The organism is Pseudomonas anguilliseptica (assembly GCF_900105355.1).
In the GTDB taxonomy this organism is placed as follows: Bacteria; Pseudomonadota; Gammaproteobacteria; order Pseudomonadales; family Pseudomonadaceae; genus Aquipseudomonas; species Aquipseudomonas anguilliseptica.
Genome location: NZ_FNSC01000001.1, coordinates 2,262,838 through 2,287,530, shown reverse-complemented (window position 1 = coordinate 2,287,530; position 24,693 = coordinate 2,262,838). Strand labels below are relative to the sequence as shown.

Annotated in this window: 25 protein-coding genes and 2 pseudogenes; 21 read left to right on the top strand and 6 right to left on the bottom strand. The window is 61.8% G+C overall.

The window, feature by feature from the left end:
* Positions 1-137 precede the first annotated feature (137 nt).
* From gshB to BLW24_RS11035, 7 genes are read left to right on the top strand one after another with little or no spacing between them, the layout of a single operon-like run.
* On the top strand, positions 138-1,100 hold the full coding sequence (gshB, locus tag BLW24_RS11065; protein ID WP_090380401.1) for a glutathione synthase: 963 nt from the start codon (positions 138-140) through the stop codon (positions 1,098-1,100).
* A 56-nt stretch (positions 1,101-1,156) separates the two neighbouring features.
* Positions 1,157-2,053 (top strand): energy transducer TonB, encoded by an 897-nt coding sequence (locus tag BLW24_RS11060; protein ID WP_090380398.1) that lies wholly within the window; start codon positions 1,157-1,159, stop codon positions 2,051-2,053.
* A 50-nt stretch (positions 2,054-2,103) separates the two neighbouring features.
* Positions 2,104-2,673, top strand: coding sequence for a YqgE/AlgH family protein (locus BLW24_RS11055; protein ID WP_090380395.1), 570 nt, complete (start codon positions 2,104-2,106; stop codon positions 2,671-2,673).
* A complete protein-coding gene (gene ruvX, locus BLW24_RS11050) occupies positions 2,673-3,116 on the top strand; it encodes a Holliday junction resolvase RuvX (RefSeq protein WP_090380391.1) in 444 nt (147 codons plus the stop codon). The genes BLW24_RS11055 and ruvX overlap by 1 nt, the downstream gene beginning before the upstream one ends.
* A 31-nt stretch (positions 3,117-3,147) precedes the next feature.
* Entirely contained in the window at positions 3,148-3,654 is a 507-nt protein-coding gene (gene pyrR, locus BLW24_RS11045) for a bifunctional pyr operon transcriptional regulator/uracil phosphoribosyltransferase PyrR (protein ID WP_090380387.1), read from the top strand.
* Positions 3,655-3,664: 10 nt separating this feature from the next.
* A complete protein-coding gene (locus BLW24_RS11040; RefSeq protein WP_090380385.1) occupies positions 3,665-4,675 on the top strand; it encodes an aspartate carbamoyltransferase catalytic subunit in 1,011 nt (336 codons plus the stop codon).
* A complete protein-coding gene (locus BLW24_RS11035) occupies positions 4,675-5,946 on the top strand; it encodes a dihydroorotase (RefSeq protein ID WP_090380382.1) in 1,272 nt (423 codons plus the stop codon). Before BLW24_RS11040 ends, BLW24_RS11035 begins: the two co-directional genes overlap by 1 nt.
* Positions 5,947-6,000: 54 nt before the next feature.
* Here the strand turns inward: BLW24_RS11035 and BLW24_RS11030 are convergent.
* The 4 genes and pseudogenes from BLW24_RS11030 to BLW24_RS11015 all read right to left on the bottom strand — a co-directional run.
* Positions 6,001-6,300 (bottom strand): annotated as a pseudogene (locus BLW24_RS11030) (TM2 domain-containing protein); the annotation flags it as partial.
* 36 nt (positions 6,301-6,336) lie between these two features.
* The gene (tnpC, locus tag BLW24_RS11025; RefSeq protein ID WP_090375474.1) at positions 6,337-7,893 is read right to left on the bottom strand and encodes an IS66 family transposase; all 1,557 of its coding nucleotides are present in this window, start codon (positions 7,891-7,893) and stop codon (positions 6,337-6,339) included.
* Positions 7,894-7,911: 18 nt separating this feature from the next.
* Positions 7,912-8,307 carry an IS66 family insertion sequence element accessory protein TnpB gene (gene tnpB, locus BLW24_RS11020; protein WP_244161054.1) on the bottom strand — a complete coding sequence of 132 codons (396 nt, stop codon included), beginning with the start codon at positions 8,305-8,307 and terminating at the stop codon, positions 7,912-7,914.
* Between the two features lie 47 nt (positions 8,308-8,354).
* Positions 8,355-8,471, bottom strand: a pseudogene (locus BLW24_RS11015) (NINE protein); the annotation flags it as partial.
* A gap of 156 nt (positions 8,472-8,627) precedes the next feature.
* Here BLW24_RS11015 and BLW24_RS11010 point away from each other — a divergent pair.
* Entirely contained in the window at positions 8,628-9,839 is a 1,212-nt protein-coding gene (locus BLW24_RS11010) for a putative DNA modification/repair radical SAM protein (RefSeq protein ID WP_090380379.1), read from the top strand.
* Positions 9,839-10,717: a TIGR03915 family putative DNA repair protein gene (locus BLW24_RS11005; protein ID WP_090380376.1), complete on the top strand. Its 879-nt coding sequence runs from the start codon at positions 9,839-9,841 to the stop codon at positions 10,715-10,717. The genes BLW24_RS11010 and BLW24_RS11005 overlap by 1 nt, the downstream gene beginning before the upstream one ends.
* Here the strand turns inward: BLW24_RS11005 and BLW24_RS11000 are convergent.
* Both BLW24_RS11000 and BLW24_RS10995 read right to left on the bottom strand, forming a co-directional pair.
* Entirely contained in the window at positions 10,683-11,828 is a 1,146-nt protein-coding gene (locus tag BLW24_RS11000; RefSeq protein WP_090380374.1) for a PilT/PilU family type 4a pilus ATPase, read from the bottom strand. The genes BLW24_RS11005 and BLW24_RS11000 overlap by 35 nt on opposite strands.
* 106 nt (positions 11,829-11,934) lie before the next feature.
* A complete protein-coding gene (locus tag BLW24_RS10995; protein WP_090380371.1) occupies positions 11,935-12,969 on the bottom strand; it encodes a type IV pilus twitching motility protein PilT in 1,035 nt (344 codons plus the stop codon).
* Between the two features lie 63 nt (positions 12,970-13,032).
* Between BLW24_RS10995 and BLW24_RS10990 the strand changes: the two genes are divergently transcribed.
* From BLW24_RS10990 to gspD, 12 genes are all read left to right on the top strand, one after another.
* A complete protein-coding gene (locus BLW24_RS10990; protein WP_090380368.1) occupies positions 13,033-13,719 on the top strand; it encodes a YggS family pyridoxal phosphate-dependent enzyme in 687 nt (228 codons plus the stop codon).
* Positions 13,720-13,755: 36 nt separating this feature from the next.
* The gene (gene proC / locus BLW24_RS10985; RefSeq protein ID WP_090380365.1) at positions 13,756-14,574 is read left to right on the top strand and encodes a pyrroline-5-carboxylate reductase; all 819 of its coding nucleotides are present in this window, start codon (positions 13,756-13,758) and stop codon (positions 14,572-14,574) included.
* A 9-nt stretch (positions 14,575-14,583) separates the two neighbouring features.
* On the top strand, positions 14,584-15,174 hold the full coding sequence (locus BLW24_RS10980) for a YggT family protein (RefSeq protein ID WP_090380362.1): 591 nt from the start codon (positions 14,584-14,586) through the stop codon (positions 15,172-15,174).
* Positions 15,175-15,187: 13 nt separating this feature from the next.
* Entirely contained in the window at positions 15,188-15,484 is a 297-nt protein-coding gene (locus BLW24_RS10975) for a DUF167 family protein (RefSeq protein ID WP_090380360.1), read from the top strand.
* 237 nt (positions 15,485-15,721) lie between these two features.
* The gene (locus BLW24_RS10970; protein ID WP_090380357.1) at positions 15,722-17,704 is read left to right on the top strand and encodes a dynamin-like GTPase family protein; all 1,983 of its coding nucleotides are present in this window, start codon (positions 15,722-15,724) and stop codon (positions 17,702-17,704) included.
* A 110-nt stretch (positions 17,705-17,814) separates the two neighbouring features.
* The gene (metX, locus tag BLW24_RS10965; RefSeq protein ID WP_090380355.1) at positions 17,815-18,954 is read left to right on the top strand and encodes a homoserine O-succinyltransferase MetX; all 1,140 of its coding nucleotides are present in this window, start codon (positions 17,815-17,817) and stop codon (positions 18,952-18,954) included.
* Positions 18,955-18,956: 2 nt separating this feature from the next.
* Positions 18,957-19,577 (top strand): methionine biosynthesis protein MetW, encoded by a 621-nt coding sequence (gene metW / locus BLW24_RS10960; RefSeq protein WP_090380352.1) that lies wholly within the window; start codon positions 18,957-18,959, stop codon positions 19,575-19,577.
* Positions 19,578-19,615: 38 nt separating this feature from the next.
* Positions 19,616-20,035, top strand: coding sequence for a DUF4426 domain-containing protein (locus BLW24_RS10955; protein ID WP_090380349.1), 420 nt, complete (start codon positions 19,616-19,618; stop codon positions 20,033-20,035).
* Positions 20,032-20,628: an RdgB/HAM1 family non-canonical purine NTP pyrophosphatase gene (gene rdgB, locus BLW24_RS10950; RefSeq protein WP_090380346.1), complete on the top strand. Its 597-nt coding sequence runs from the start codon at positions 20,032-20,034 to the stop codon at positions 20,626-20,628. The genes BLW24_RS10955 and rdgB overlap by 4 nt, the downstream gene beginning before the upstream one ends.
* 2 nt (positions 20,629-20,630) lie before the next feature.
* Complete coding sequence (gene hemW, locus BLW24_RS10945; RefSeq protein ID WP_208600229.1) at positions 20,631-21,785, top strand: radical SAM family heme chaperone HemW; 1,155 nt, start codon at positions 20,631-20,633, stop codon at positions 21,783-21,785.
* Between the two features lie 30 nt (positions 21,786-21,815).
* The gene (locus BLW24_RS10940; RefSeq protein WP_090380340.1) at positions 21,816-22,139 is read left to right on the top strand and encodes a DUF3392 domain-containing protein; all 324 of its coding nucleotides are present in this window, start codon (positions 21,816-21,818) and stop codon (positions 22,137-22,139) included.
* A gap of 296 nt (positions 22,140-22,435) precedes the next feature.
* Positions 22,436-24,685: a type II secretion system secretin GspD gene (gspD, locus tag BLW24_RS10935; RefSeq protein WP_090380337.1), complete on the top strand. Its 2,250-nt coding sequence runs from the start codon at positions 22,436-22,438 to the stop codon at positions 24,683-24,685.
* Positions 24,686-24,693: the final 8 nt, after the last annotated feature.

The following is a 24,693-nucleotide window of genomic DNA, read 5'->3' as shown; positions in this document are numbered from 1 at the left end:
GCACACTCTCCAGATGCAATCTATAAGCCGCGCGGGGCCAAGTTTTTTCCTTGACCACCCGACTTGTCAGCGCCACTCTGACGCCACATCACGTCTTAGCACACTTTAATCGCTGCCATTTTACGGAGAACACCGCCATGAGCGTCCGCCTCGGCATTGTCATGGACCCCATCGCCCAGATCGCATTCAAGAAGGACAGTTCGCTGGCCATGTTGCTGACCGCCCAAGCGCGCGGCTGGACCCTCTTCTATATGGAGCAGAAAGATCTTTACCAAACCAAGGGCGAAGCACGCGCTCGACTTTCAGAGCTTAGCGTATACAACGACCCTCAGCGCTGGTTCGAACTGGGTAACGAGCACGATATCGCATTAAGCGAGCTGGACGTGATCCTGATGCGCAAGGATCCGCCCTTCGATAACGAGTTTGTCTACTCCACCTACTTGCTGGAACAAGCCGAGCAAGCGGGCGTTCTGGTGGTCAACCGCCCGCAAAGTCTGCGCGACTGCAATGAAAAGTACTTTGCCACCCAGTTCAGCCAATACACTCCGCCGACCGTGGTCAGCCGTAGGGCCGACATTCTGCGCGAGTTTGCCAAAGAGCAGCGTGACATCATTCTCAAACCCCTCGATGGAATGGGCGGATCGATGATATTTCGTCACCGCGAAGGCGATCCAAACCTTTCCGTGATTCTCGAGACCCTGACCAACCATGGCCAGCAGCAGATCATGGCCCAAGGTTACCTGCCCGAAATCAAGGATGGTGACAAGCGCATCCTGATGATCGACGGCGAGCCGGTGCCTTATTGCCTGGCACGCATTCCAGCGGCAGGCGAAACCCGCGGCAACCTTGCCGCCGGCGGCCGCGGCGAAGCCCGACCGCTGAGCGAGCGCGACCGTGAAATCGCGGCCGCAGTCGGCCCAACCCTGCGTGAGAAAGGCCTGCTGTTTGTCGGCCTGGACGTGATCGGTGAGCACCTGACCGAGATCAACGTGACCAGCCCGACCTGCATCCGCGAGATCGACGCTGCTTTCGATACACGTATCGGCGAGCAGCTGATGAACAAGATTGCCGAGAAGCTCAATGCGCGCAGTGCTTCATAGACTTTTCCATGCGCCCTCGGCAGACTGCGCGGCAACCTGAGCAGACCCGATATGCGATGAACGCAGCAGCCCAACTCCCTGAACTTTCCAGCGCCGGCGTACAGCCGGCTGACCGCCTGGGCTTTACCCTGTTTCTCGCTGCGGTGCTGCACGCTGCACTGATCCTCGGCCTGGGCTTTACCCTGGCCGAGCCGAGCCAGATCAGCAAAACCCTGGAAATCACCCTGTCCACCTTCAAGAGCGAAGAAAAGCCCAAAGAGGCCGATTTCCTCGCCCAAGACAACCAACAAGGCAGTGGCACTCTGGAACATAAGGCCGCACCGAAAACCACCGAGCAGGCACTGTTTCAGGACAGCGAAGTCAAGCGCATCACCCCGCCGACCTCGCCGCAACAGCCAGCAGTACGCCAGCAAGCACCGAAAGCCGCCGTCGCCACCCGCGCCCCACAGCAGCAGAAAACCCCGGTAAAGCGCGAAGAAGCCAAGCCAACGCCGCAGGCCCGACCGGCACCGGTGTTCGACAGCGCTCAGTTGTCGTCGGAGATCGCCAGCCTGGAGGCCGAGCTGGCTCAGGAAGTTCAGCAATACGCCAAGCGCCCGAAGATTCACCGCCTCAACGCTGCCTCAACCATGCGCGACAAAGGCGCCTGGTACAAAGACGAATGGCGCAAGAAGGTCGAGCGGGTCGGCAACCTGAATTACCCCGATGAAGCACGCCGCCAGGGCATCTACGGCAGCCTGCGCCTGCTGGTGTCGATCAACCGCGACGGCACCCTGTACGAAGTGCAGGTGCTGGAATCCTCCGGCCAGCGCCTGCTCGATCAGGCCGCCCTGCGCATCGTGCGCCTGGCCGCGCCGTTCGCCCCGTTTACCGCCGACCTGGCCGATGTCGACCGCCTGGAAATCATCCGAACCTGGCGTTTCGAGCGCGGCGACCGTCTGTCGAGCAACTGAATCTGCGCACGGCGCTTGAGGCTTGCCGCTCGAAGCTCCAAACTAACGCCATGAAAGACGCCAGCCCCAGCTACCTCAAGCACCACTTCCTGATTGCCATGCCGCACATGGCCGATCCGCATTTTGCGCAGACCGTCACCTACCTGATTGATCACAACGAACACGGGGCCATGGGCCTGGTGATCAACAAACCCAACGGCCTCAACCTGGCTGACGTACTCGAACAATTGCGTCCGGATGACGAGCCGCCCGTGCTTTGCCAGAGCTTACCGATCTTCACCGGCGGCCCGGTACAAACCGATCGCGGCTTTGTCCTGCACCCCAGCGGCCCGCAGTTTCAGGCCACTCTGGAGCTGGGCGAACTGGGCCTGTCGACCTCTCAAGACGTGCTGTTCGCCATTGCCGATGGCACAGGCCCGGAGAAATATCTGATCACCCTCGGCTATGCCGGCTGGGAGGCCGGGCAGCTGGAAGCCGAGCTGACCGACAACGCCTGGCTGACCTGCCCGGCTGACCACGCCATCCTCTTCGACCTGCCTTTCGACCAGCGTCTTAACGCCGCGGCTGCGCGCCTGGGCGTCAACCTCAGCCTGCTTACCTCACAAGCCGGACACGCTTGATGGCCGAGGCGAATCCAAAACCGCTGCGCCTGCTGCTGGGCTTCGATTACGGCAGCAAACAGATCGGCGTTGCCGTCGGCCAGGTGATCACCGGCCAGGCCCGCGGGCTGTGCATCCTCAAGGCGCAGAACGGCGTGCCGGACTGGCAGAAAGTCGAGGCGCTGATCAAGGAATGGCAGCCGGACGCCATAGTCGTCGGCCTGCCGCTGAACATGGATGGCACGAAAAGCGAGATGAGCGACCGCGCCGAGAAATTCGCCCGCCGCCTTAACGGCCGCTTCAACCTGCCCGTGCACACCCACGACGAACGCCTGACCACCTACGAGGCCAAGGGCCAGCGCTTGCAACAGGGACAGAACAGCGGCTACCGCGAACGCCCGGTCGACGCACTGGCCGCCGCCTTACTCCTGCAAGGTTGGCTTGAAGAAAATTGCCTGGGCTGACGCCTACTAAGATTGCATCTGGAGTGTTGCCATGAGCTTACCCAACCCGGCCGAACTGCTACCGCAAATGGCCGCGGCCCTGACCGGCCACCTGAATCAGCGGCAGATCAGCGAACCGCGCTTTATTGGCATCCGCACCGGCGGCGTCTGGGTTGCCCAGGCGCTGCTGGAAGCCCTAGGCCGCGACGACGCGCTGGGCATCCTCGATGTGTCCTTCTACCGTGACGACTTCACCCAGAATGGCCTGCATCCGCAGGTGCAGCCGTCCGAGCTGCCGTTCGAGATCGAAGGCCAGCACCTAGTGCTGATCGATGACGTGCTGATGAGTGGCCGTACCATCCGCGCCGCGCTCAACGAGCTGTTCGATTACGGCCGCCCGGCCAGCGTGACCCTGGTCAGCCTGCTTGACCTGAATGCCCGCGAGCTGCCGATTCGCCCGGATGTGGTCGGTGCCACGCTGTCGCTGGCAGCGGATCAGCGGGTAAAATTGTCCGGCCCCACGCCGCTGACCCTCGAACTCCAGACGCTTGCCCACTGAGACTCGCCAGATGACGACCATAGCCGCCAAGCGCCCGCTGCAGCTGAATGACCAAGGCCAACTCCGCCACTTCCTGTCCCTCGACGGCCTGCCACGCGAGCTGCTGACGGAGATCCTCGACACCGCCGACTCCTTCCTCGAAGTCGGCGCCCGCGCGGTGAAGAAAGTCCCGCTGCTGCGCGGCAAGACCGTGTGCAACGTGTTCTTCGAGAACTCCACACGCACCCGCACCACCTTCGAGCTGGCGGCCCAGCGCCTGTCAGCCGACGTGATCAGCCTCAATGTATCGACCAGTTCGACCAGCAAGGGCGAAACCCTGTTCGACACCCTGCGCAATCTGGAAGCCATGGCTGCCGACATCTTCGTCGTGCGCCACGCCGACTCCGGTGCCGCACACTTTATCGCCGAGCACGTGTGCCCCAACCTGGCGATCATCAACGGCGGCGACGGCCGTCACGCCCACCCGACCCAGGGCATGCTCGACATGCTGACGATTCGGCGGCACAAGGGCGGTTTCGAGAACCTCTCGGTAGCCATCGTCGGCGACATCCTGCACTCGCGGGTAGCCCGCTCGAACATGCTGGCGCTGAAGACCCTTGGCTGCCCGGACATTCGCGTGATCGCGCCGAAAACCCTGCTGCCGGTTGGCATCGAGCAATACGGAGTGACCGTCTACAGCGACATGACCGCTGGCCTCAAGGACGTCGACGTGGTGATCATGCTGCGCCTGCAGCGTGAGCGCATGACCGGCGGCCTACTGCCCAGTGAAGGCGAGTTTTACCGCCTGTTCGGCCTGACTGAGGAGCGCCTCAAGCTGGCCAAACCGGATGCCCTGGTGATGCATCCGGGCCCGATCAACCGCGGCGTGGAAATCGAATCGGCGGTGGCCGACGGCCCGCAGTCGGTGATTCTCAACCAGGTCACCTACGGCATCGCCGTGCGCATGGCCGTGCTGTCCATGGCCATGAGCGGGCAGACCGCGCAGCGCCAACTCAATCAAGATGCCGAGGAGCAGAACTGATGCGTATGCGTATCCTCGAGGCCCGGGTGATCGACCCCAGCAGCGGCTTCGATCAGCAGACTGATCTGTACATCGAAGGCGGCAAAATCATCGCCATCGGCCAGGCTCCGACCGGTTTCGTCGCCGAACAGAGCATCGAAGCCCAGGGCCTTGTTGCCGCGCCTGGCCTGGTCGACCTTAACGTCGCCCTGCGCGAGCCGGGTTACAGCCGCAAAGGCAGCATCGCCACGGAAACCCTGGCGGCGGCCGCCGGCGGTGTGACCAGCCTGTGCTGCCCACCCTTTACCAAACCGGTGCTGGATACTCCGACCGTGGCCGAACTGATTCTCGACCGCGCCCGCGAGGCCGGACACACCAAGGTGTTCCCGATTGGAGCCCTGAGCAAAGGCCTGGAAGGCGAGCAGCTGGCCGAACTGGTCGCGCTGCGCGACGCCGGTTGCGTGGCTTTCGGCAACGGCCTGAACAGCTTCCGTAACAATCGCACCCTGCGCCGCGCCCTGGAATATGCTGCGACTTTCGACCTGACGGTGATCTTCCACTCCCAGGACCATGACCTGGCCGAGGGCGGCCTGGCCCACGAAGGTGCAACGGCGAGTTTCCTCGGCCTGCCGGGCATTCCCGAAACGGCCGAGACGGTGGCCCTGGCCCGCGACCTGCTGTTGGTTGAGCAGACCGGCGTGCGTGCGCACTTCAGCCAGCTGACCAGCGCTCGCGGCGCCCAGCTGGTCGCCGATGCTCAGGCCCGTGGCCTGCCAGTCACGGCTGATGTGGCGCTGTACCAGCTGATCCTCACCGATGAGGCGCTGAGCGACTTCTCCAGCCTGTACCACGTACAACCGCCGCTGCGCACAACTGATGACCGCGGCGGCCTGCGTGCCGCCGTGAAAAGCGGGGTGATCTCGGCCATTTCCAGCCACCACCAGCCGCATGAGCGCGACGCCAAGCTGGCGCCCTTCGGCGCCACCGAACCGGGCATCAGCAGCGTACAACTGCTGCTACCGCTGGCCCTGAGCCTGGTGCAGGACGGTCTGCTCGACCTGCCGACCCTGCTCGCTCGTCTGAGTGCAGGCCCAGCGCAGGCGCTGCGCCTGCCGGCTGGCAAACTGAGCGTGGGCGCACCCGCCGATCTGCTGCTGTTTGACCCACAAGCCTCGACCCTGGCCGGCGAAACCTGGTATTCGAAAGGTGCCAACTGCCCATTTATCGGCCACTGCCTGCCGGGCGCCGTGCGTTACACCTTGGTGGATGGACATATCAGCTACCAGGCGTGATGCCTCGCGCCACAAAAAAGCCCGCCAATAGGCGGGCTTTTTCTTGCCTGAGCCTTAGCTGCGCTCAGCGTTCTTGATCGACACCTGAGTGTTCAGCGTCCAGAAGTCATACAGCACCCCGAGCAGGAACAGACCACCGGTAAACAGGTAGATGATCCCGGTGATCCACTTACCCTGGTACATGCGGTGCACACCGAAAATACCGAGGAAGGTCAGCAGGATCCAGGCCACGTTGTAATCGGTATCGCCGGCGGTAAAGCGCAGATCGGCTTCGCGATCCATCGCCGGGATCAGGAACAGGTCGACGATCCAGCCGATAAACAGCAGACCGAAGGTGAAGAACCGTAAGCGCCCCATAGACCCCACCTCCCTCTGGAGAGGTTTTGCGTTTTACAGTGGCGTCGTTGGTTGGCAGTTCCAAGGCAGCAGCGCTTCGTAGGCTTCAACGCTGTTGGCCAGCGGCAGGCGTTCGAGGACATGGCGCAGCCAGGCGTAGGGCTCCTGGCCATTGGTCTTGGCGGTTTCCACCAGGCTGTAGAGTTGGGCGCTGGCGGTCGCGCCTTTCGGCGTGTCGCTGAACAGCCAGTTCTTGCGACCTATGACGAAGGGCCGGATCGCGCGCTCGGCAGCGTTGTTATCGATCGGCAGGTGGCCAGCCTCGATGTAGCGTTCGAGTCGGCTCCAGTTGCTCGCCAGGTAGTTCACTGCTTTGCCCAGGGCATTCTGCGCCGTGACCTGCGGCTGGGTTTTCTCCAGCCAGGTCTTGAGCTGATCGAGGAGCGGTAGGCTGTGCTGCTGGCGGCCCCGGTAGCGCTGTTCATCGCTGGCATCCTTAAGTTCGCGCTCGATGCCGTAGAGCTTGTTGATCATCCCCAACGCGATGTCGGCACGCCCGGTTTTGCCCTTCGGTTGCACCTTTTGCGCTTCGACGAACTTGCGCCGCGCATGCGCCCAGCAGGCCAGGCGCTCAACACCTTGTTGTGCGGCCACGGCGTTGTAGCCGGCGTAATCGTCGGTCATCAGGTAGCCGCGATAACCGTCGAGCAGGCGCAGCGGCACCTCCTGCGCGCGGCTGGTTGTGTAGTCGAAGAGGATCACCGGTTTGCCAGGCGGGCCACCGGTCTGCACCCACATCCAGGAGTGGCTGCTCGGATCGCGCCCAGGCTCCTTGAGCACCTGCACGCGGGTTTCATCGCAGTGGATCACCGGACTGTCCAGCAGCCTGTCGCGCATCAGGTTGAGCAACGGTTGTAGCAGTTCGCCGCACTGGATCACCCAGCGCGCCAGGGTCTGCCGGGGGATGTCGATGCCATGGCGACTGAGCATCTTTTCGAAGCGATACAGTGGGATGCCGTCGGCGTATTTGCTGGTCAGCAGCATCGCCAGCACGCTCGGGCTGGCCAGGCTTTTCTCGATCAGTTGGGCCGGCTTGTCAGCGGTGACCGGCGCGCTTTCGCAGGCCTTGCAGGCATAGGTCTTGCGAATGTGGCGGATCACCTGAACCTGCATCGGGATGATTTCCAGCTGCTCGCTGGTTTCTTCGCCGATGGCCTGCTTGCGGCAACCGCATTCGCAGGTCAGTTCGTGTTCGGGCAGTTCGTGGATGACCTCGACACGCGGTAGTTCGGCCGGTAACGGCTTGCGCTTGCCGCGGCGCTTGGTCGGCGCAACGACTTCTTCCTCGACCTCAGCGGCCGGAGCTTCAGCCGCCGCTTCGGCCAGGCTTTCCGCTTCGTTGAACATCTCTAGCTGCGGTGAATCCGGGTCGCTGCTCTGCTCGGATTTACGGCCGAACAGGCGCTGGATCAACAGCGCGTTTTGTTCGCGCAGGCGCTCGATCTGCCCATCCTTGTCCTTGGCCAATTCCTGCGCCGACGACAACACCTCAGCGAGCAATTGCTTGAGCGCGGCGGGGTCATCAGGAAGGGTTTCGGGCACAGAAATCATGCCGTGGATTATACCGGCTCAGGTGACGAACCTAGGGGTCAAAACCTGGTGCGGCCGGTTGCGCCACAGGTCGATACCGTCCAACAACCAGTTCAACTCCTGGGCCGTCAGCACGATCGCATCTTCGCCAGGTTCCGGATGCGACTTGAAGCGTTCAGCCTCCAATCGCTTGAGCCACAGGCAAAAGCCGTTGCGCTCCCAATACAAAATCTTCACCCGGCTGCGCGCGCGGTTGAGGAAGACGAACAGCACCGGGTCGAACACCGCCACCTTGATATCCAGCTCGACCAGGGCGGCCAGGCCATCGATGGATTTTCGGAAATCCACCGGCTTGGGGTATAGATAGACTTTTTCGACTTTGGCGTCGGGGCGCATCATGACGGCTGGCTCCAGAAAGAAATTGGAGCTCAGCATTGGCTGGCCTGCGGATCATTTGTAGATGAGGTTTATGGAGCGCTTACGAAGAACCAGATGGTTCCGGTCACCGGTTTACCGTAATAGAAACGGTGCGCGCCGAGAAAACCGAAAATCCACAGCAGGTAACCGATAAGTTTGCTGTGCGTGTCCTGTCGCTGCATAGGTGTGCCTCCTGATGGCTGATAACGCTTTGACGCCACACTCTACGCAAGGTTCGCCGCCTGGGGAAATCCGCGACACGTTCAGTCATCCCAACGCTTGATGCCTGCCGGTGATTGCTAAATACTGTATTCATAACCAGTTATGCGAACAGCACCATGCAACTGATCGAGAAACTCACCGTCCTAGCCGACGCCGCCAAATACGACGCCTCCTGCGCCAGCAGCGGCGCGCCCAACCGCAGCTCCAAAGGCAAGAGCGGCATCGGCTCGACCAACGGCATGGGTATTTGTCACAGCTTTACCCCAGACGGACGCTGCGTGGCACTGCTGAAAATCCTGCTGACCAACTTTTGCCTGTATGACTGCCAGTACTGCGTCAACCGCCGCTCCAGTGACGTGCCGCGTGCGCGCTTTACTCCGGAAGAAGTAGTGGCCTTGACCCTAGACTTCTACAAACGCAACTGCATTAGCGGGTTGTTTCTCAGCTCGGGGATTATCCGCTCAGCCGACTACACCATGGAGCAGTTGATTCGCGTGGCCAAACTGCTGCGCGAAGAGCACGAGTTCCGCGGCTATATCCACCTCAAGACCATTCCCGACGCCGACCGGCTATTGATTGCCGAAGCAGGACGTTACGCCGACCGCCTTAGCGTAAATATCGAACTGCCCACCGAAAGCAGCCTGATCCGCCTGGCTCCGGAGAAAAAGGTGCTCACCATCAAGCAGGCCATGCACTCGATCCATCAGGGCGAAAGCGAAGCCCGCGCAGAAATACGTGGACCGCGTTTCGCCCCGGCGGGCCAGAGCACGCAGATGATCATCGGCGCCGACGCCACCGATGACAGCACCATTCTGCACACCGCCGCCTCGCTCTACGGCAACTACCGCCTGCGCCGGGTTTATTATTCGGCGTTCAGCCCGATCCCGAAGAGCCCGAATACCGTGCCCTTTGAAGCACCGTCCTTGCTACGCGAGCACCGCCTGTATCAGGCCGATTTCCTGATGCGCGGCTACGGCTTCGAGGTGGGCGAGTTGCTCAGCGGCCCCGGCAACCTGGCGCTGGACATCGACCCGAAACTGGCCTGGGCGCTGAACAACCGTGAGCACTTCCCCGTCGACCTCAATCGCGCCGACCCCGCAATGATCGCCCGCGTACCGGGTATCGGTGTGCTCAGCGCCAAGCGGCTGGTCGCCCTGCGCCGGCAGAAACGCATTCGTTTCGACGACCTGACGCGCCTGCGCTGCGCCCTGGAAAAGGCCAAGCCCTTTATCGTCACCCAGGACTATCGCCCCCTGCAGGCTAGCCGCGAATCCCTGCTGCTGCGCCAGCAACTCAGCGAAACGCCCGCGCAGATGGCGCTGTGGTAATGCACAGCGTGCAATTCGATGGCAGCTTTGCCGGCTGGCGTGAGGTCGCCAGAAGCCTGTTGCAGCAAGGCCTGCCACCGCATCAGATCACTTGGCTGACTGACGGCGACAATGGCGGGCTGTTCGACCACACTCCAGCACCCAGCAGCCCACCAGCAACGACACCGCCACTGCGTATCCCCAAGCAGCTGCTGGAACTGCTGCAGAACGCCGCACGCTTTCGCGTCGAGGATCGCTGGAGCCTGCTCTATCGAATTCTCTGGCGCGTCGCTCAGGGCGATCGCGCCGCCATGTTGCCCGGGGACATTGACGGCAGCCAGCTGCATAAACGGCTCAAGGCGATAGGCCGCGAGTCCCATCATCTGCATGCCTTTCTGCGCTTTCATCCGCGGCCGAAAAGCACCGAAGGGCCACAACTGGTGGCCTGGTATGAGCCTGCCCACGACATTCTGGCCAGTGCCAGCGGACACTTCGCCGAACGCCTGGGGCGCAGTACCTGGCTGATTGCCACACCGGATGACGGCGTGTATTGGGATGGCCAGCGCCTGCACTACCAGCGGCCTTGCCCGGGTGAGTGGCAACGCCTGGCGCAAGCGCCCGAGGATGAGGGAGAAGCGCTGTGGCTGGCCTATTACGGCAGCACCTTCAATCCGGCGCGCCTGAATCGCAGCGCCCTGGAAACCAGCATGCCCGTGCGTTTCTGGAGAAACCTGCCGGAAGCCCCGCTAATCCCACAACTGATGAGCCAGGCCCGCGCTGGCGCGCAACGCGATGGCCAAGCGGAAGCGGTTTCGCGCCAGGGCGGCAAACGCATTCGCCGCGCCAACGCGCAACCGCCAGCAGTCAGCGGAAGCGCCGACCCGGATCCTCTTCGCTAATTTCAAGCGACAAGCCCTGGGCCATACTGCTCAGGTGATCGCCATCGGTTTCCGAACCAAGCTTGATCATCAGGCGCAGGTCGTTGGCCGAATCCGCATACAGCAGCGCGTCTTCGTAAGTGATTTCGCCCTGGCTGTAGAGGTTGTACAGCGCCTGGTCGAAGGTCTGCATGCCCTGCTCGGTAGAACGCTTCATCAGCGCCTTGAGCTCGTGCACCTCGCCCTTGCGGATCAGGTCAGCGGCCAGCGGGGTGTTGATCAGCACTTCGATTACGGCGCGACGCCCCTTGCCGTCGGGAGTCGGAATCAGTTGCTGGGCGACGATGGCCTTGAGGTTGAGCGACAGATCCATCCACACCTGGTTCTGCCGATCCGCCGGGAAGAAGTTGATGATGCGGTCCAGCGCTTGGTTGGCGTTGTTGGCGTGCAGCGTAGCCAGGCACAGGTGACCGGTTTCGGCGAAGGCCACTGCGTGGTCCATGGTTTCGCGGGTACGCACCTCACCGATCAGAATCACGTCCGGCGCCTGGCGCAGGGTGTTCTTCAGCGCCACTTCGAAGGACTCGGTGTCGACGCCCACTTCACGCTGGGTGACGATGCAGCTCTGGTGCTGGTGGATGTATTCGATTGGGTCTTCGATGGAGATGATGTGGCCGCTGCTGTTCTTGTTGCGGTAGCCGATCATCGCCGCCAGGGAAGTCGACTTACCGGTACCGGTCGCACCGACGAACAGCACCAGACCGCGTTTGGTCAGGGCAAGTTTCTTCAGTACTTCCGGCAATTTCAGCTCGTCCAGCGTCGGGATATTGGTCTCGATGCGACGCAACACCATACCGGCCAGGTTGCGCTGATAGAACGCACTGACGCGGAAACGACCGACACCACGGGCGCTGATGGCGAAGTTGCATTCGTGGTTTTCGGCAAAGTCGCGGCGCTGCTGCTCGTTCATGACCGAATGCACGGTTTCCCGGGTCTGCTCAGGCGACATGGGCGTTTTGGTGATCGGCATGATCTTGCCGTTGACCTTCATCGACGGCGGTACGCCAGCGGTAATAAACAGGTCGGAGCCGCCCTTTTCCACCATCAGGCGCAGCAGTTTTTCGAATTCCATCGTTGTTCGCCCATGTGCATCACGCGGTTATGCAAGGCCAGCGGCAGGCGCGTGTATTGCCGCTAGGCTGAACCCGACAGGCAATTGCCTGCCGGATACTGTCGATTTAGAAATTTTCTGGCGTTTTGGCTTTCTCGCGAGCCGCTTCGCGACTGACAATGCCCTTGGTCACCAGAGTTTTCAGGCAGGAGTCTAGGGTCTGCATGCCCAGCGAGCCACCAGTCTGGATTGCAGAGTACATCTGCGCCACCTTGTCCTCGCGGATCAGGTTACGAATGGCTGGAGTGCCAATCATGATTTCATGGGCCGCCACACGACCGCCGCCGATCTTCTTCAGCAGGGTCTGCGAGATCACCGATTGCAGAGATTCGGAGAGCATGGAGCGAACCATGGACTTCTCTTCGGCTGGGAATACGTCAACCACGCGGTCGATGGTCTTGGCCGCCGAGGTGGTGTGCAGGGTGCCGAATACCAGGTGACCGGTTTCCGCTGCGGTCAGAGCCAGGCGGATGGTTTCCAGGTCACGCATCTCACCGACCAGGATGATGTCCGGGTCTTCGCGCAACGCAGAGCGCAGGGCTTCGGTGAAGCCGAGAGTGTCACGGTGCACTTCCCGTTGGTTGACCAGGCACTTCTTCGACTCGTGCACGAACTCGATCGGGTCTTCGACCGTCAGGATGTGGTGATACTTGTTGCTGTTGATGTAGTCGAGCATCGCCGCCAGGGTGGTCGACTTGCCCGAACCGGTCGGTCCTGTCACCAGCACCAAGCCGCGCGGCACATCGGAAATCTTGCGGAAGATCTCGCCCATACCGAGGTCTTCCATGCTCAGTACTTTCGACGGAATGGTCCGGAATACTGCGCCAGAGCCGCGATTCTGGTTGAAGGCGTTAACCCGGAAACGCGCCACGCCGGGGACTTCGAAGGAGAAGTCGGTCTCGAGGAATTCCTCGAAATCCTTGCGCTGCTTGTCGTTCATGATGTCGTAAATCAGTGCGTGCACCTGTTTATGGTCCAGCGCAGGCAGGTTGATCCGGCGAACATCACCGTCGACCCGAATCATCGGAGGCAGGCCAGCGGAGAGATGCAGGTCCGATGCACCTTGCTTGGCGCTGAAGGCCAGCAATTCAGTGATATCCATGGGACTCCCTAATGACAGACAAGCAGGTAGAATGCCGCGAAACCCAGGCGGCGGGCGCAAGTAATGTCCACGATAGCAGAGAATATTGCAAAGGTCGGAGTGCGCATCCGTGAGGCGGCGCAAGCCTCGCAGCGAGATTGTGCGACCGCTGGCCTGCTCGCGGTGAGCAAAACCAAACCCGCCGAAGCGATTCGCCAGGCATTTGCCGCAGGCACCCGCGACTTCGGAGAGAACTACCTGCAGGAAGCCCTGGAAAAGCAGGTCGAATTGAGCGATCTGCCGCTGACCTGGCACTTTATCGGCCCGATCCAATCGAACAAGACCAAACCCATCGCTGAGCACTTTGCCTGGGTGCATTCGGTGGACCGCTTGAAAATCGCCCAGCGCCTGTCTGATCAACGTCCGGCGCTTCTGCCGCCGTTGAATATCTGCCTGCAGGTGAATGTCAGCGGCGAGGCCAGCAAGTCGGGCTGCAACCCGGACGAACTGCCGGCCCTGGCACAAGCGGTTACACAACTGCCCAACCTGCGCCTGCGCGGATTGATGACAATCCCTGAGCCCACCGATGACTCCAGCAAGCAACGCGCCGCCTTCGCCCGCCTGCGCGAGCTGCAGCAGGATCTGAACCTGGACCTCGACACCTTGTCCATGGGCATGAGCCATGACCTGGAAGCAGCGATTGCCGAAGGTGCAACCTGGGTACGCATCGGTACCGCCTTGTTCGGCGCGCGCGACTACAGCAGCAATTGATTGAGTTTGCCTTCAGCCTTATTAAGGAAGCCCGTTATGACCACTCCCCGCATTGCCTTTATCGGCGCCGGCAATATGGCCGCCAGCCTGATCGGCGGCCTGCGTGCCCAGGGCATTGACGCCAGCGCCATTCGCGCCAGCGACCGCGGTGCCGAACAGCGCAGCAAGATCAGCGCCGAGCACGGCATCGAAACCTTTGCCAGCAACGCCGAAGCAATTCAGGGTGCGGACGTGATCGTGCTGTCGATCAAGCCGCAGGTGATGAAAGAAGTCTGCCTGGATCTCGCCGCGCATATCGGCGAGCAGCAGCTGGTGGTGTCGATTGCCGCCGGCATCAGCTGCGCCAGCCTGGAAAGCTGGCTTGGCCCGCGTGCGATTGTGCGCTGCATGCCCAACACCCCGGCACTGTTGCGCCAGGGCGTCAGCGGTCTGTATGCCAATGCTCAGGTTTCGCCGGCCCAGCGCCAGCAGGCTGAACAGCTGCTCAGCGCCGTCGGCCTGGCGCTGTGGCTGGATCAGGAAACGCAGATCGATGCCGTCACCGCCGTCTCCGGCAGCGGCCCGGCGTACTTCTTCCTGCTAATCGAAGCCATGACCGCCGCTGGCGAAAAACTCGGCCTGCCACGCGAGACCGCTGCCCAGCTGACCCTGCACACCGCCCTCGGCGCTGCCCGTATGGCCGTAGCCAGCGATGTCGACGCTAGCGAGCTGCGCCGCCGTGTAACCTCACCGGCCGGCACCACCGAAGCGGCGATCAAGACTTTCCAGGCCGACGGCTTCGAAGCTCTGGTCGAAAAAGCCCTGAATGCCGCCGCCCACCGCTCTGCCGAGCTGGCCGAACAACTCGGTCAATAAGGAACGAAAATGATCGGACTCAACACCGCCGCCGTTTATATCCTGCAGACCATTGGCAGCCTGTACCTGCTGATCGTGCTGCTGCGCTTTATCCTGCAATTGGTGCGGGCAGACTTCTACAACCCGGTCAGCCAGTTCATCGTGCGCGCCACTCACCCACTGCTGAAACCGCTGCGCAAGATCATCCCCAGCCTGGCCGGGCTCGATCTGGCCTCGCTGGTGCTGGCAATCGTGGTGCAGCTGGTACTGATGGCGCTGACCCTGATGCTGCTCGGCTATGGTCTGGACAACCCGCTGCAGCTGCTGGTGTGGTCGATCATTGGCGTCACCGCGCTGTTCCTCAAGGTGTTCTTCTTTGCCCTGATCATCAGCGTGATTCTGTCCTGGGTCGCCCAGGGCAGCCATAACCCCACAGCCATGCTGATCAACCAGATCTGCGAGCCACTGCTGTCGCCGATCCGCCGCATCCTGCCGAGCATGGGCGGGCTGGACCTGTCGCCCATCGTGGCGTTTCTGCTGCTCAACCTGATCGACATGCTGGTGATCCGCAACCTGGCGATCATGACCGGCATGTACAAAGGCCTCAGTTTGGCGATTTGAGCGCGAGCGTCGGATGAGCCACTTTCGCTGGGACGGCGCCGATCTGATTCTCGAGTGCCACCTGCAGCCCAAGGCGAGCAAGGATGCGTTCGCCGGGTTGCACGGTGAGCGGCTGAAAATCCGCCTCACCGCGCCGCCCGTGGATGGCAAGGCCAATGCCCAGCTGCCGGCCTTTCTGGCCAGCGTCTTCGCCGTCAGCAAGAGCCAGGTCAGCCTGGAGAGCGGCCTGCAAAGCCGGCAAAAGCGCGTGCGCATCAAACAACCGCAACGGCTGCCCGACGAACTTGCACTGACCGCTCGATCACCCTGACCGACCATAAGGCGGGCGTACGACGACATGCAATTGACGCCATAGCTACGACCCGCATAATGCCAAGCAGGTCAATCCACGAACGTCGTGGATCTGGCGTAATTCCACAGGCTTTAAAGCGTTACCTGCCGCATCAGCTTGCTGCGCGGCATCGTTCAATGTGTGCCCGACTCAACCTGGGTGCCGTATAGCCCCAGTCGCCCCAAAATGGATGCGCCAACCGGAGGAAAGCCCAGGATGAGCATGGAACGTCTCAGTCAGCAGGTCGATGCTTACGTCATCTGGAAGCGCGAGCTGATGCGCGAAATCACCCGCTATCGCAGCTGGCTGGTGACCAATCGGCTGAACTCCGAGGCCGTGGAAGCCAAGCTTGAACGCGCGCTGAAGCTGCTGCGCACGGATCACATCACCCTGGCCTTTGTCGGTGAGTTCTCGCGCGGCAAGACCGAGCTGATCAACAGCCTGTTCTTCTCTTCTTACGGCCAACGCATGCTGCCGTCCCAGGCCGGACGCACCACCATGTGTCCGACCGAGCTATTCTTCGACCCACGCTCGGAGCGCTCCTATATCCGCCTGCTGCCGATCGAGACTCGCGTGTCCGAGGCCAGTGTGGCGCAGTTCAAACGTATTCCACGGCACTGGGCAAATATCCCGCTGGACCTCAGCGACCCGGACAACATGGTCCAGGCCTTTGTCCAGGTCGCGCGGACCAAACCCATGCCGGTCGAACAGGCAATTGCCCTGGGCTTTCACCCAGACATGCTGGAAAGCACCAATAAACCCGGCGAAGTGCTGGTACCGGCCTGGCGTCACGCCATGGTCAACTTCGACCACCCGCTGCTGCGCCAGGGTCTACGTATCCTCGACACCCCCGGCCTGAACGCCCTTGGTAGCGAGCCAGAACTGACTCTGTCGATGCTGCCCAGCGCCCAGGCGATCATCTTCTTGCTGTCCGCCGATACCGGCGTGACCGCCAGCGACATGGCCGTGTGGCAACAGCATATCCGCCAGCTTGATGAAGACACCCAGACCAGCCTGTTTGCCGTGCTGAACAAGATCGACGTGCTGTGGGATGACCTGGCCGGCGAAGCCTTTGTGCAGAACGCCATCCGCCAGATCCAGAGCAGCACCGCACGCCAACTGGGCATCCGCGTCGAGGACGTGCTGCCGCTGTCGGCCAAGCAGGCAATGCTGGCCAAGGTACGCAAAGACCCCGAACTGCTGGCCCGCAGCCAGATGAGCAACCTGGAAAATCTGCTCTGCGAGCGCATCATTGCGCAGAAGGAACGGCTGCTCGAAGACCGCGTGGTCAATCAGGTGCTGGCTCTTCTGCAGAACAGTCAGCACGTGCTCAACTTGCGCCTGGAAAAGGTCAACGAACAGCAAGCGCTGCTGAGCAACCATCAGCATGACAACGGCCAGATGCTCTTCGAGCTGACCGCCAAGACCAAGGAAGACCACAACCAGCACCACAAGCGCCTGCTTGGCCTGAAAACCAACCAACGCCTGCTCAAGCGTCAGGGCGATCTGCTGCGTCACGCATCACGCAGTGAACGCTTGGACGAACACCTGAACAAGGTGCGCAAGAACCTTACCGGCAGCTGGACCACGCTGGGTATTAACCAGGCCATCCTGCATTTCTTCCGCAGCGTGGAGCAGGACCTGCACAACCTGTCGCAGGAAGCCGAGATGGCCAACAAGATGGTTGCGGCCATCTACCGTCGGCACAACGAAGAGAACCCGCTGCACGGCGTTGACGCGCCGCAGTTCAACGTCAATCGCTACCTGCGTGAGCTCAAGCAACAGCAGACCAAGGCCGACCAGTTCCGCCTGCAGCTGAAAACCCTGCTGACCGAACAGCGCAGCCTGACCAGACGCTTCTTCGCCACCCTGGTGCAGGAAGTAATCGGCCTGCACCAGCGCATGCGCCAGGAAGCCGAACAGTGGGCCAGCGATGCGCTAATGCCACTGATGCAGCACACCCTGGAACATAAGCAGCTACTGGAAACCCATATGCTGAGGCTCAAGGCCCTGGCTCAGGAAACCCAGCAGTCGCGCCAGCGCGGCCAGCAACTGGCACGTTACAGCGGCGAACTGGAGCAGCAACTGGCGCAGGCCAACGACATGCTGCGCATTCTGCGCCGTCCTGCCCCGGTGCAGCGCCAGGGCAAGGTGGTAAACCTGCCTGGGGCTGCGCGCCCGCACAGCATTGGCGAATAACCCTCGACTTCAGCGCCGCAACACCCGCCGCACCCCAGCCGCCCCATGCGCTTGCCGCCTGGGGCGGTGCTCTTTAGACTGCGGCTCTTCCTATATTGCGAGCAGGGTTGATGTCGACTGCCTTTCCTCAAGACTCTGTTGGCTTGGTTACGCCCCAAGTGATGCACTTCGCCGAGCCGTTGGCGCTCGCCTGTGGACGCAGCCTGGCCGACTACCAACTGATCGTCGAAACCTATGGCGAGCTGAATGCAACGGCGAGCAACGCCGTGCTGATCTGCCACGCCCTGTCCGGCCATCACCATGCCGCCGGCTATCACAGCGTGGATGACCGCAAGCCGGGTTGGTGGGACAGCTGCATCGGCCCCGGCAAGCCCATCGACACCAACAAGTTCTTCGTCGTCAGCCTGAACAACCTCGGCGGCTGCAACGGCTCCACCGGCCCCAGCAGCGTCAACCCGGCTACCGGCAAACCCTTCGGCGCAGACTTCCCGGTGATGACCGTGGAAGACTGGGTGCACAGCCAGGCGCGGCTGGCCGACAACCTCGGCATCCAGCAGTGGGCCGCGGTGATCGGTGGCAGCCTGGGCGGTATGCAGGCCATGCAGTGGACCATCAGCTACCCCGAGCGCGTGCGTCACTGCCTGGCGATTGCCTCGGCCCCCAAGCTGTCGGCGCAAAACATCGCCTTCAACGAAGTGGCGCGCCAGGCGATCCTGACTGACCCGCAATTCCACGGCGGACACTTTCAGGAGCAGGGCGTAATCCCCAAGCGCGGGCTGATGCTGGCGCGCATGGTCGGCCACATCACCTACCTGTCGGATGACGCCATGGGCGAGAAATTCGGCCGTGGCCTGAAAAGCGAAAAGCTCAACTACGACTTCCACAGCGTCGAGTTTCAGGTGGAAAGCTACCTGCGCTATCAGGGCGAAGAGTTCTCCGGGCGCTTTGACGCCAACACCTACCTGCTGATGACCAAGGCACTGGACTACTTCGATCCGGCGGCGGCCTTCGACGGCGACCTGGCCAAGACCCTGGCCCACGTCAGCGCTGACTTCTGCGTGATGTCTTTCACCACCGACTGGCGTTTCTCGCCGGCGCGTTCGCGGGAAATCGTCGATGCGCTGACCGCAGCGCGGAAAAACGTCTGCTACCTGGAAATCGATGCGCCCCAGGGCCACGACGCTTTCCTGATGCCAATCCCGCGTTACCTGCAGGCATTCGAAAGCTATATGAAACGGATCAAGGTGTAGTCATGCGCGCGGATCTCGAAATCATCCAAGAGTGGATTCCCGCCGGCAGTCGTGTACTCGACCTGGGGTGCGGCAATGGCGAGTTGCTCGCCTGGCTGGCTGAACACAAGCAGGTGTCCGGCTACGGCCTGGAAATCGATGCGGACAATATCGCCCAGTGCGTCAGCAAGGGCGTCAACGTGATTGAGCAGAACCTTGACCAGGGGCTGGGCAACTTCGCCAGCAACAGCTTCGATGTGGTGGTCATGACCCAGTCGCTGCAGGCCCTGCACTACCCGGACAAGGTGCTGGCGGAAATGCTCCGGGTTGGCAAGAGCTGCATCATCACCTTCCCCAACTTCGGCCACTGGCACTGCCGCTGGTACCTCACCACCAAGGGCCGCATGCCAGTGTCGGATTTTCTGCCGTACACCTGGTTCAACACGCCGAACATCCACTTCTGCACCTTCGAAGACTTCGAAAAGCTGTGCCACGATCAGGGCGCGAAAGTCATGGACCGCCTGGCCGTGGACCGCGACCACCGGCACGGCTGGGCCAGTCGAATCTGGCCTAATCTGTTAGGTGAAATCGGCATTTACCGGATCAGCGGGCCTACGGCCGAAGACGTGCAGATCGCCAACTAGGCGGCTGCACTGCACGATTAGCTACTAGGAGAACCCTTATGCGTCGCATCGCACTACTGTTTATCGCCCTGTGCCTGAGCCTGCCGGCGCTGGCTGAACGCAAGCAGACCTTCGGCGATCTCGACGTGCACTACATCGCCTTCAATTCCGGTTTTCTGCAGCCGGATATCGCCGCCGCCAACGGCCTGGTGCGCAGCAAGACCCAGGGCGTGGTGAACATTTCCGTGCTCAAGGCCGGCAAGGCCAGCAGCGCCAGCGTCAGTGGCGAAGTGAAGGATCTGGTCGGCCGCAGCCAGCCGCTGACCTTCAAGCAGGTCAACGAAGGTGAGGCCATTTATTACCTGGCGCAATTCAACTTCAGCCAGCGTGAAATGCTGCGTTTCACCATCAACGTGCGCGCGGCCGATGGCGTGGCGCACAGTTTCGACTTCAACCAGGAATTCTTCCCAGACGAATGATGCACTTCAACGAGCTTGTACTCGCCAGTCATAACGCCGGCAAACTCAAGGAGCTGCAAGCCATGCTCGGCAGCAGCGTGCGCGTGCGCTCAGTCGGCGAATTCTCGATGGTCGAGCCGGAAGAAACCGGCCTGTCATTTATCGAGAATGCCATTCTCAAGGCACGCAATGCCGCCCGATTGTCCGGCCTGCCGGCGCTGGCCGACGACTCGGGCCTGGCGGTGGACTTTCTCGGCGGCGCACCGGGCATCTACTCGGCGCGCTATGCCGATGGCCAGGGTGACGCGGCGAACAACACCAAACTGCTCGACGCCCTGAAAGATATGCCGGACGCCGAGCGCGGCGCTCAGTTCGTCTGCTGCCTGGCACTGGTGCGGCATGCCGACGACCCGCTGCCAATCATCTGCGAAGGCCTCTGGCACGGGCGCATCCTGCACGCCGCACAAGGCGTGAAAGGCTTCGGCTATGACCCGCTGTTCTGGGTGCCCGAGCGTGATTGCTCCAGCGCCGAACTGCCGGCAGCCGAGAAAAACCAGATCAGCCACCGCGCCCGCGCCATGGCCCTGCTGAAACAGCGGCTGGGCCTGGCATGACCATGGCGTCCGGCGGCGGCTTCGCGCTGCCGCCACTTGCACTCTATGTGCACATCCCCTGGTGCGTGAAGAAGTGCCCGTATTGCGACTTCAACTCCCACACCGCCGGGCCCAATCTGCCGGAAGAAGCGTATGTCGACGCTCTGCTGGCGGATCTGGATGCCGATCTGACGCAGGTGCATAACCGCCCGCTGAGCTCGATCTTCTTTGGTGGCGGCACCCCCAGCCTGTTTTCGGCCAAGGCCCTCGGCCGTCTGCTTGAAGGCGTGGAGCGGCGTGTGCCGTTTGCCGCCGATATCGAGATCACCCTGGAAGCCAACCCCGGCACCTTTGAGCAGGCCAAGTTCAAGGACTACCGTCGCCTGGGTATCAATCGTTTGTCGATCGGTGTGCAGAGTTTCCAGGCACCCAAGCTAATCGCCCTAGGGCGCATCCACGACGGCGACGAAGCCGTGCGCGCCGCCGATATGGCCCGCGCTGCCGGCTTCGATAATTTCAACCTGGACCTGATGCACGGCCTGCCGAACCAGTCCATCGAGGACGCCCTGAGCGATCTGCGCACCGCCATTGCCCAGGGGCCGACGCACCTGTCCTGGTATCAGCTGACGGTGGAGCCAAACACGGTGTTCTGGAACCAGCCGCCCGAAGTGCCGGAAGACGATATTCTCTGGGACATTCAGGAAGCCGGACAGGCCCTGCTGGCCGCTGAAGGTTACGCGCAGTACGAAGTGTCGGCCTACGCCCAGCCTGGCAAGGCGGCGCGGCACAACCTGAACTACTGGACCTTTGGCGACTTTCTCGGCATTGGCGCCGGCGCCCACGGCAAGCTCAGCCAGCCGGACGGGCGCATCAGCCGCAGCTGGAAAACCCGCCTGCCCAAGGACTACCTCGACACCAGCAAACGCTTCAGCGCCGGCGAGCGCGTCCTTGGCGCCGATGAGCTGCCCTTCGAATTTCTGATGAATGTGCTGCGCCTCACGGACGGCGTCGCCAGCGAACTGTTCACTCAGCGCACCGGCCTGCCGCTCAGCCAGCTCGCCGCCGCGCGCATCGAGGCGCACAAGCGCGGCCTGCTGTACAGCGATCCGGCACGCCTGTGCGCCACTCGCGAAGGCCAGCTGTTTCTCAACGACCTGCTGCAGTATTTTCTACCCTGACGTACACGCCACTACGGCTAAGGACACCGGATGGACCTGCTACTCGACCTGATCGTCACCCTGTCGCGCTGGAGCCGCAGCCACCTCTATGATATTTCCCTGGCGATCATGGCCACCCTGCTGGTGCTGTTCGGTCCCGGCATCAATGCCTGGGTGCAGCGCAACACCAGCAGCATGAACTTCATCTTTCGCACACTGATCTTCGTGCTGCTCTGCGCGGTGGGCTACGGCCTGCTGATCGTCTTCGCCACACCTTACCTGGCCAAGGGCCTGGGCTTCTTCAACAACTTCACCCTGGCTCCGGTGCTGATTCTGGTGTTCTTTATCATCGGCATCCTCGCCGACCGCAGCTAGGCTGCTGGCGAACTGATCGGGAGCCTGACCAAGGGCTCCCGCTTGCAGGCGTAATCGCCAACTGACGCCCATCACGCCCTGGCAACAAATTGCCGACCGACTGTGACGATCATCGCAGATCGCCATCACGCCTCAACAACTGCCGATTTTTTTCATTAGCCTTGCGCCCCCAACACTGCTCGCAGTGCTGGTTGCAGCCGTTTTCGCTCATTCAAACAGCGCCTCCAGCCTTTTCTTGTCCGACCTTGCGTCGGCTGCGGCAGTGCATTACGGCCACACTTACTGATGCCCTAGCCATGATCACGCCTGCCCTGCGCCCACTTTTCCGCCTGCTACTGCTGCACACCGCCCTGTTGCTGAGCATCGCCAGCCAGGCCAATGCGTCGACCGAAGCGCCTGCACAGAGCGAGGACAGCTGGACGATCAATATGCAGAGTGCGGAAATTCGCGACTTTATCGAGCAGATATCCAGCATCAGTGGGCAGACCTTTATCATCGACCCGCGGGTAAAAGGTCAGGTCACGGTGATTGCCCAGCAGCCGATGAATATCGCCGAGGTCTACAAGCTGTTCCTCTCGGTGATGAGCACCCATGGTTTCGCCGTGATGCCTCAGGGCAATCAGCTGAGCATCATTCCCAGTAGCGAGGCCAAGACCACCGCAGGCAGCAACGGCAACCTGGAAACTCGTGTACTGCAGGTACAACACGGCGCCGCCAACGACCTGCTGCCGCTGATTCGCCCGCTGGTCGCCAACCATGGTCATCTGGCCGCCGTGCCCTCCTCCAACAGCCTGATCATCAGCGACACCCCGGCCAATATCGCCCGCATCGACGAGATCATCCGCCAGCTGGACAGCCAGAACCAGGACGATTTCAGCGTCTATGACCTGCGCCATGCCTGGGTTCATGAGCTGGCAGCGGTGATCAACAGTTCGCTGAAAAACGCCCAGGCCAGCGGTGCCCAGGTGATTGCCGATACCCGCGCCAACCGTCTGCTGCTGCTCGGCCCCAGCGATGCCCGCGCGCGCCTATTGAAGCTGGCGCAGAGCCTCGACACGCCCAGCTCGCGCTCGACCAATACCCGGGTTATCCGTTTGCGCCATGGCGATGCCAAGGAGATGGCGAAGACCCTCGGTGACTTCGGCGACAACCTGAGCCAGAGTCAAGGCAACGAAAACGCCACACCGCTCAAGCTGATGATTCGCGCTGACGAAAGCCTCAACGCCATCGTCATCATGGCCGAGGCCGATATCGTCAATATGTTCGAGGATCTGGTGCGCCAGCTGGATATACCCCGCGCCCAGGTGCTGGTGGAGGCCGCTATTGTCGAGATGTCCGGTGACATCAGTGACGCTCTCGGCGTGCAGTGGGCCATTGATGGCCGCGGTGGCAGTGGCCTAGGAGGGGTCAACTTCAGCAATACCGGGCTATCCGTCGGCACCCTACTCGGCGCCATCGCCAGCAAAGAGACAGGCGATCTGGCTAAGACACTGCCCAACGGGGCGATCTTCGGGGTTGGTAACGATAACTTTGGCGCACTGATTACGGCACTGTCGTCGACCGGCAAAAGTAACCTGCTCTCCACCCCAACTCTGCTAACGCTGGACAACCAGTCTGCCGAGATTTTGGTCGGCCAAAACGTACCGTTCCAAACAGGGTCTTACACGACCGACGCCGCCGGTTCGAGCAACCCTTTTACCACCATCGAACGCAAGGATATCGGCGTTACTCTCAAGGTCACCCCGCATATCAATGAAGGCGCCACCCTGCGCCTGGTGATCGAGCAAGAAATATCCTCCATTGCCCCGAGCACCGGGCTCAATGCCCAGGCCGTGGATCTGGTGACCAACAAGCGCTCGATCAAGAGCACCGTGCTGGCCGATGATGGCCAGGTGATCGTGCTCGGCGGCCTGATTCAGGACGACATCACCAGCAGCGAGAGTAAGGTGCCGCTGCTCGGCGATATCCCAGGGATCGGCCGGCTGTTCCGCTCAACCCGCGAAGCGCGGCAGAAACGCAACCTGATGGTGTTCCTGCGCCCGACCGTGGCACGCGACGGCGTCGGCCTGGCCAACCTGAGCCTGGGCAAATACCGCGACCTGCGCCTGCTCGGCCAGGCCAACGGTTACGACCATCTACCGCAGCAGGCCCATGCCTTGTTCGACCAGGGCATTGAGGCAGCCGCAACCGACCTGCGCCAGCCGGCCAAAGCCATCCCGGCAAAACCGAGCAAGACCCTGATCGAAACGCCAAAACCTGTCGACCCGGCCACCCTGGGCGATGGCCGTGGCGGCGAAAGCAAACCCAAGGTTGCAGCGCGCCGCCACACCATCCAGCTGGTCGAAGGCAGCAGCCGCGAATTTATGCAGGCCCTGCTTGAACGCCACCCCAAGCAGCCCCTGCGTCTGGCCGAGAGCACGCAGGCCGGGGAAACCCGCTACGCCGTGCTCTATGGCAGCTACCCGAACCGCGAGACAGCGCTCAAAGCCCTGGCCGTTTTGCCTGAACAGCTGCCCAGACGCGGCGCTAGCGCCCAACCCGAGTAAGCAAAGAG

Excerpts from the sequence above, each read along its gene's own strand:
- tnpC (WP_090375474.1), bottom strand. The coding sequence starts at position 7,893 with ATGATTTCTGTGCCCGAAACCCTTCCTGATGACCCCGCCGCGCTCAAG.
- BLW24_RS11035 (WP_090380382.1), top strand. The coding sequence starts at position 4,675 with ATGCGTATGCGTATCCTCGAGGCCCGGGTGATCGACCCCAGCAGCGGC.
- BLW24_RS11005 (WP_090380376.1), top strand. The coding sequence starts at position 9,839 with ATGCACAGCGTGCAATTCGATGGCAGCTTTGCCGGCTGGCGTGAGGTC.
- pyrR (WP_090380387.1), top strand. The coding sequence starts at position 3,148 with ATGAGCTTACCCAACCCGGCCGAACTGCTACCGCAAATGGCCGCGGCC.
- BLW24_RS10975 (WP_090380360.1), top strand. The coding sequence starts at position 15,188 with ATGAGCCACTTTCGCTGGGACGGCGCCGATCTGATTCTCGAGTGCCAC.
- BLW24_RS10990 (WP_090380368.1), top strand. The coding sequence starts at position 13,033 with ATGTCCACGATAGCAGAGAATATTGCAAAGGTCGGAGTGCGCATCCGT.
- BLW24_RS10980 (WP_090380362.1), top strand. The coding sequence starts at position 14,584 with ATGATCGGACTCAACACCGCCGCCGTTTATATCCTGCAGACCATTGGC.
- BLW24_RS10955 (WP_090380349.1), top strand. The coding sequence starts at position 19,616 with ATGCGTCGCATCGCACTACTGTTTATCGCCCTGTGCCTGAGCCTGCCG.
- BLW24_RS11000 (WP_090380374.1), bottom strand. The coding sequence starts at position 11,828 with ATGGAATTCGAAAAACTGCTGCGCCTGATGGTGGAAAAGGGCGGCTCC.
- proC (WP_090380365.1), top strand. The coding sequence starts at position 13,756 with ATGACCACTCCCCGCATTGCCTTTATCGGCGCCGGCAATATGGCCGCC.
- BLW24_RS10970 (WP_090380357.1), top strand. The coding sequence starts at position 15,722 with ATGAGCATGGAACGTCTCAGTCAGCAGGTCGATGCTTACGTCATCTGG.
- ruvX (WP_090380391.1), top strand. The coding sequence starts at position 2,673 with ATGGCCGAGGCGAATCCAAAACCGCTGCGCCTGCTGCTGGGCTTCGAT.
- BLW24_RS11060 (WP_090380398.1), top strand. The coding sequence starts at position 1,157 with ATGAACGCAGCAGCCCAACTCCCTGAACTTTCCAGCGCCGGCGTACAG.
- hemW (WP_208600229.1), top strand. The coding sequence starts at position 20,631 with ATGGCGTCCGGCGGCGGCTTCGCGCTGCCGCCACTTGCACTCTATGTG.
- BLW24_RS10995 (WP_090380371.1), bottom strand. The coding sequence starts at position 12,969 with ATGGATATCACTGAATTGCTGGCCTTCAGCGCCAAGCAAGGTGCATCG.
- metX (WP_090380355.1), top strand. The coding sequence starts at position 17,815 with ATGTCGACTGCCTTTCCTCAAGACTCTGTTGGCTTGGTTACGCCCCAA.
- BLW24_RS11010 (WP_090380379.1), top strand. The coding sequence starts at position 8,628 with ATGCAACTGATCGAGAAACTCACCGTCCTAGCCGACGCCGCCAAATAC.
- tnpB (WP_244161054.1), bottom strand. The coding sequence starts at position 8,307 with ATGCTGAGCTCCAATTTCTTTCTGGAGCCAGCCGTCATGATGCGCCCC.
- gspD (WP_090380337.1), top strand. The coding sequence starts at position 22,436 with ATGATCACGCCTGCCCTGCGCCCACTTTTCCGCCTGCTACTGCTGCAC.
- BLW24_RS11055 (WP_090380395.1), top strand. The coding sequence starts at position 2,104 with ATGAAAGACGCCAGCCCCAGCTACCTCAAGCACCACTTCCTGATTGCC.
- gshB (WP_090380401.1), top strand. The coding sequence starts at position 138 with ATGAGCGTCCGCCTCGGCATTGTCATGGACCCCATCGCCCAGATCGCA.
- BLW24_RS11040 (WP_090380385.1), top strand. The coding sequence starts at position 3,665 with ATGACGACCATAGCCGCCAAGCGCCCGCTGCAGCTGAATGACCAAGGC.
- rdgB (WP_090380346.1), top strand. The coding sequence starts at position 20,032 with ATGATGCACTTCAACGAGCTTGTACTCGCCAGTCATAACGCCGGCAAA.
- BLW24_RS10940 (WP_090380340.1), top strand. The coding sequence starts at position 21,816 with ATGGACCTGCTACTCGACCTGATCGTCACCCTGTCGCGCTGGAGCCGC.
- metW (WP_090380352.1), top strand. The coding sequence starts at position 18,957 with ATGCGCGCGGATCTCGAAATCATCCAAGAGTGGATTCCCGCCGGCAGT.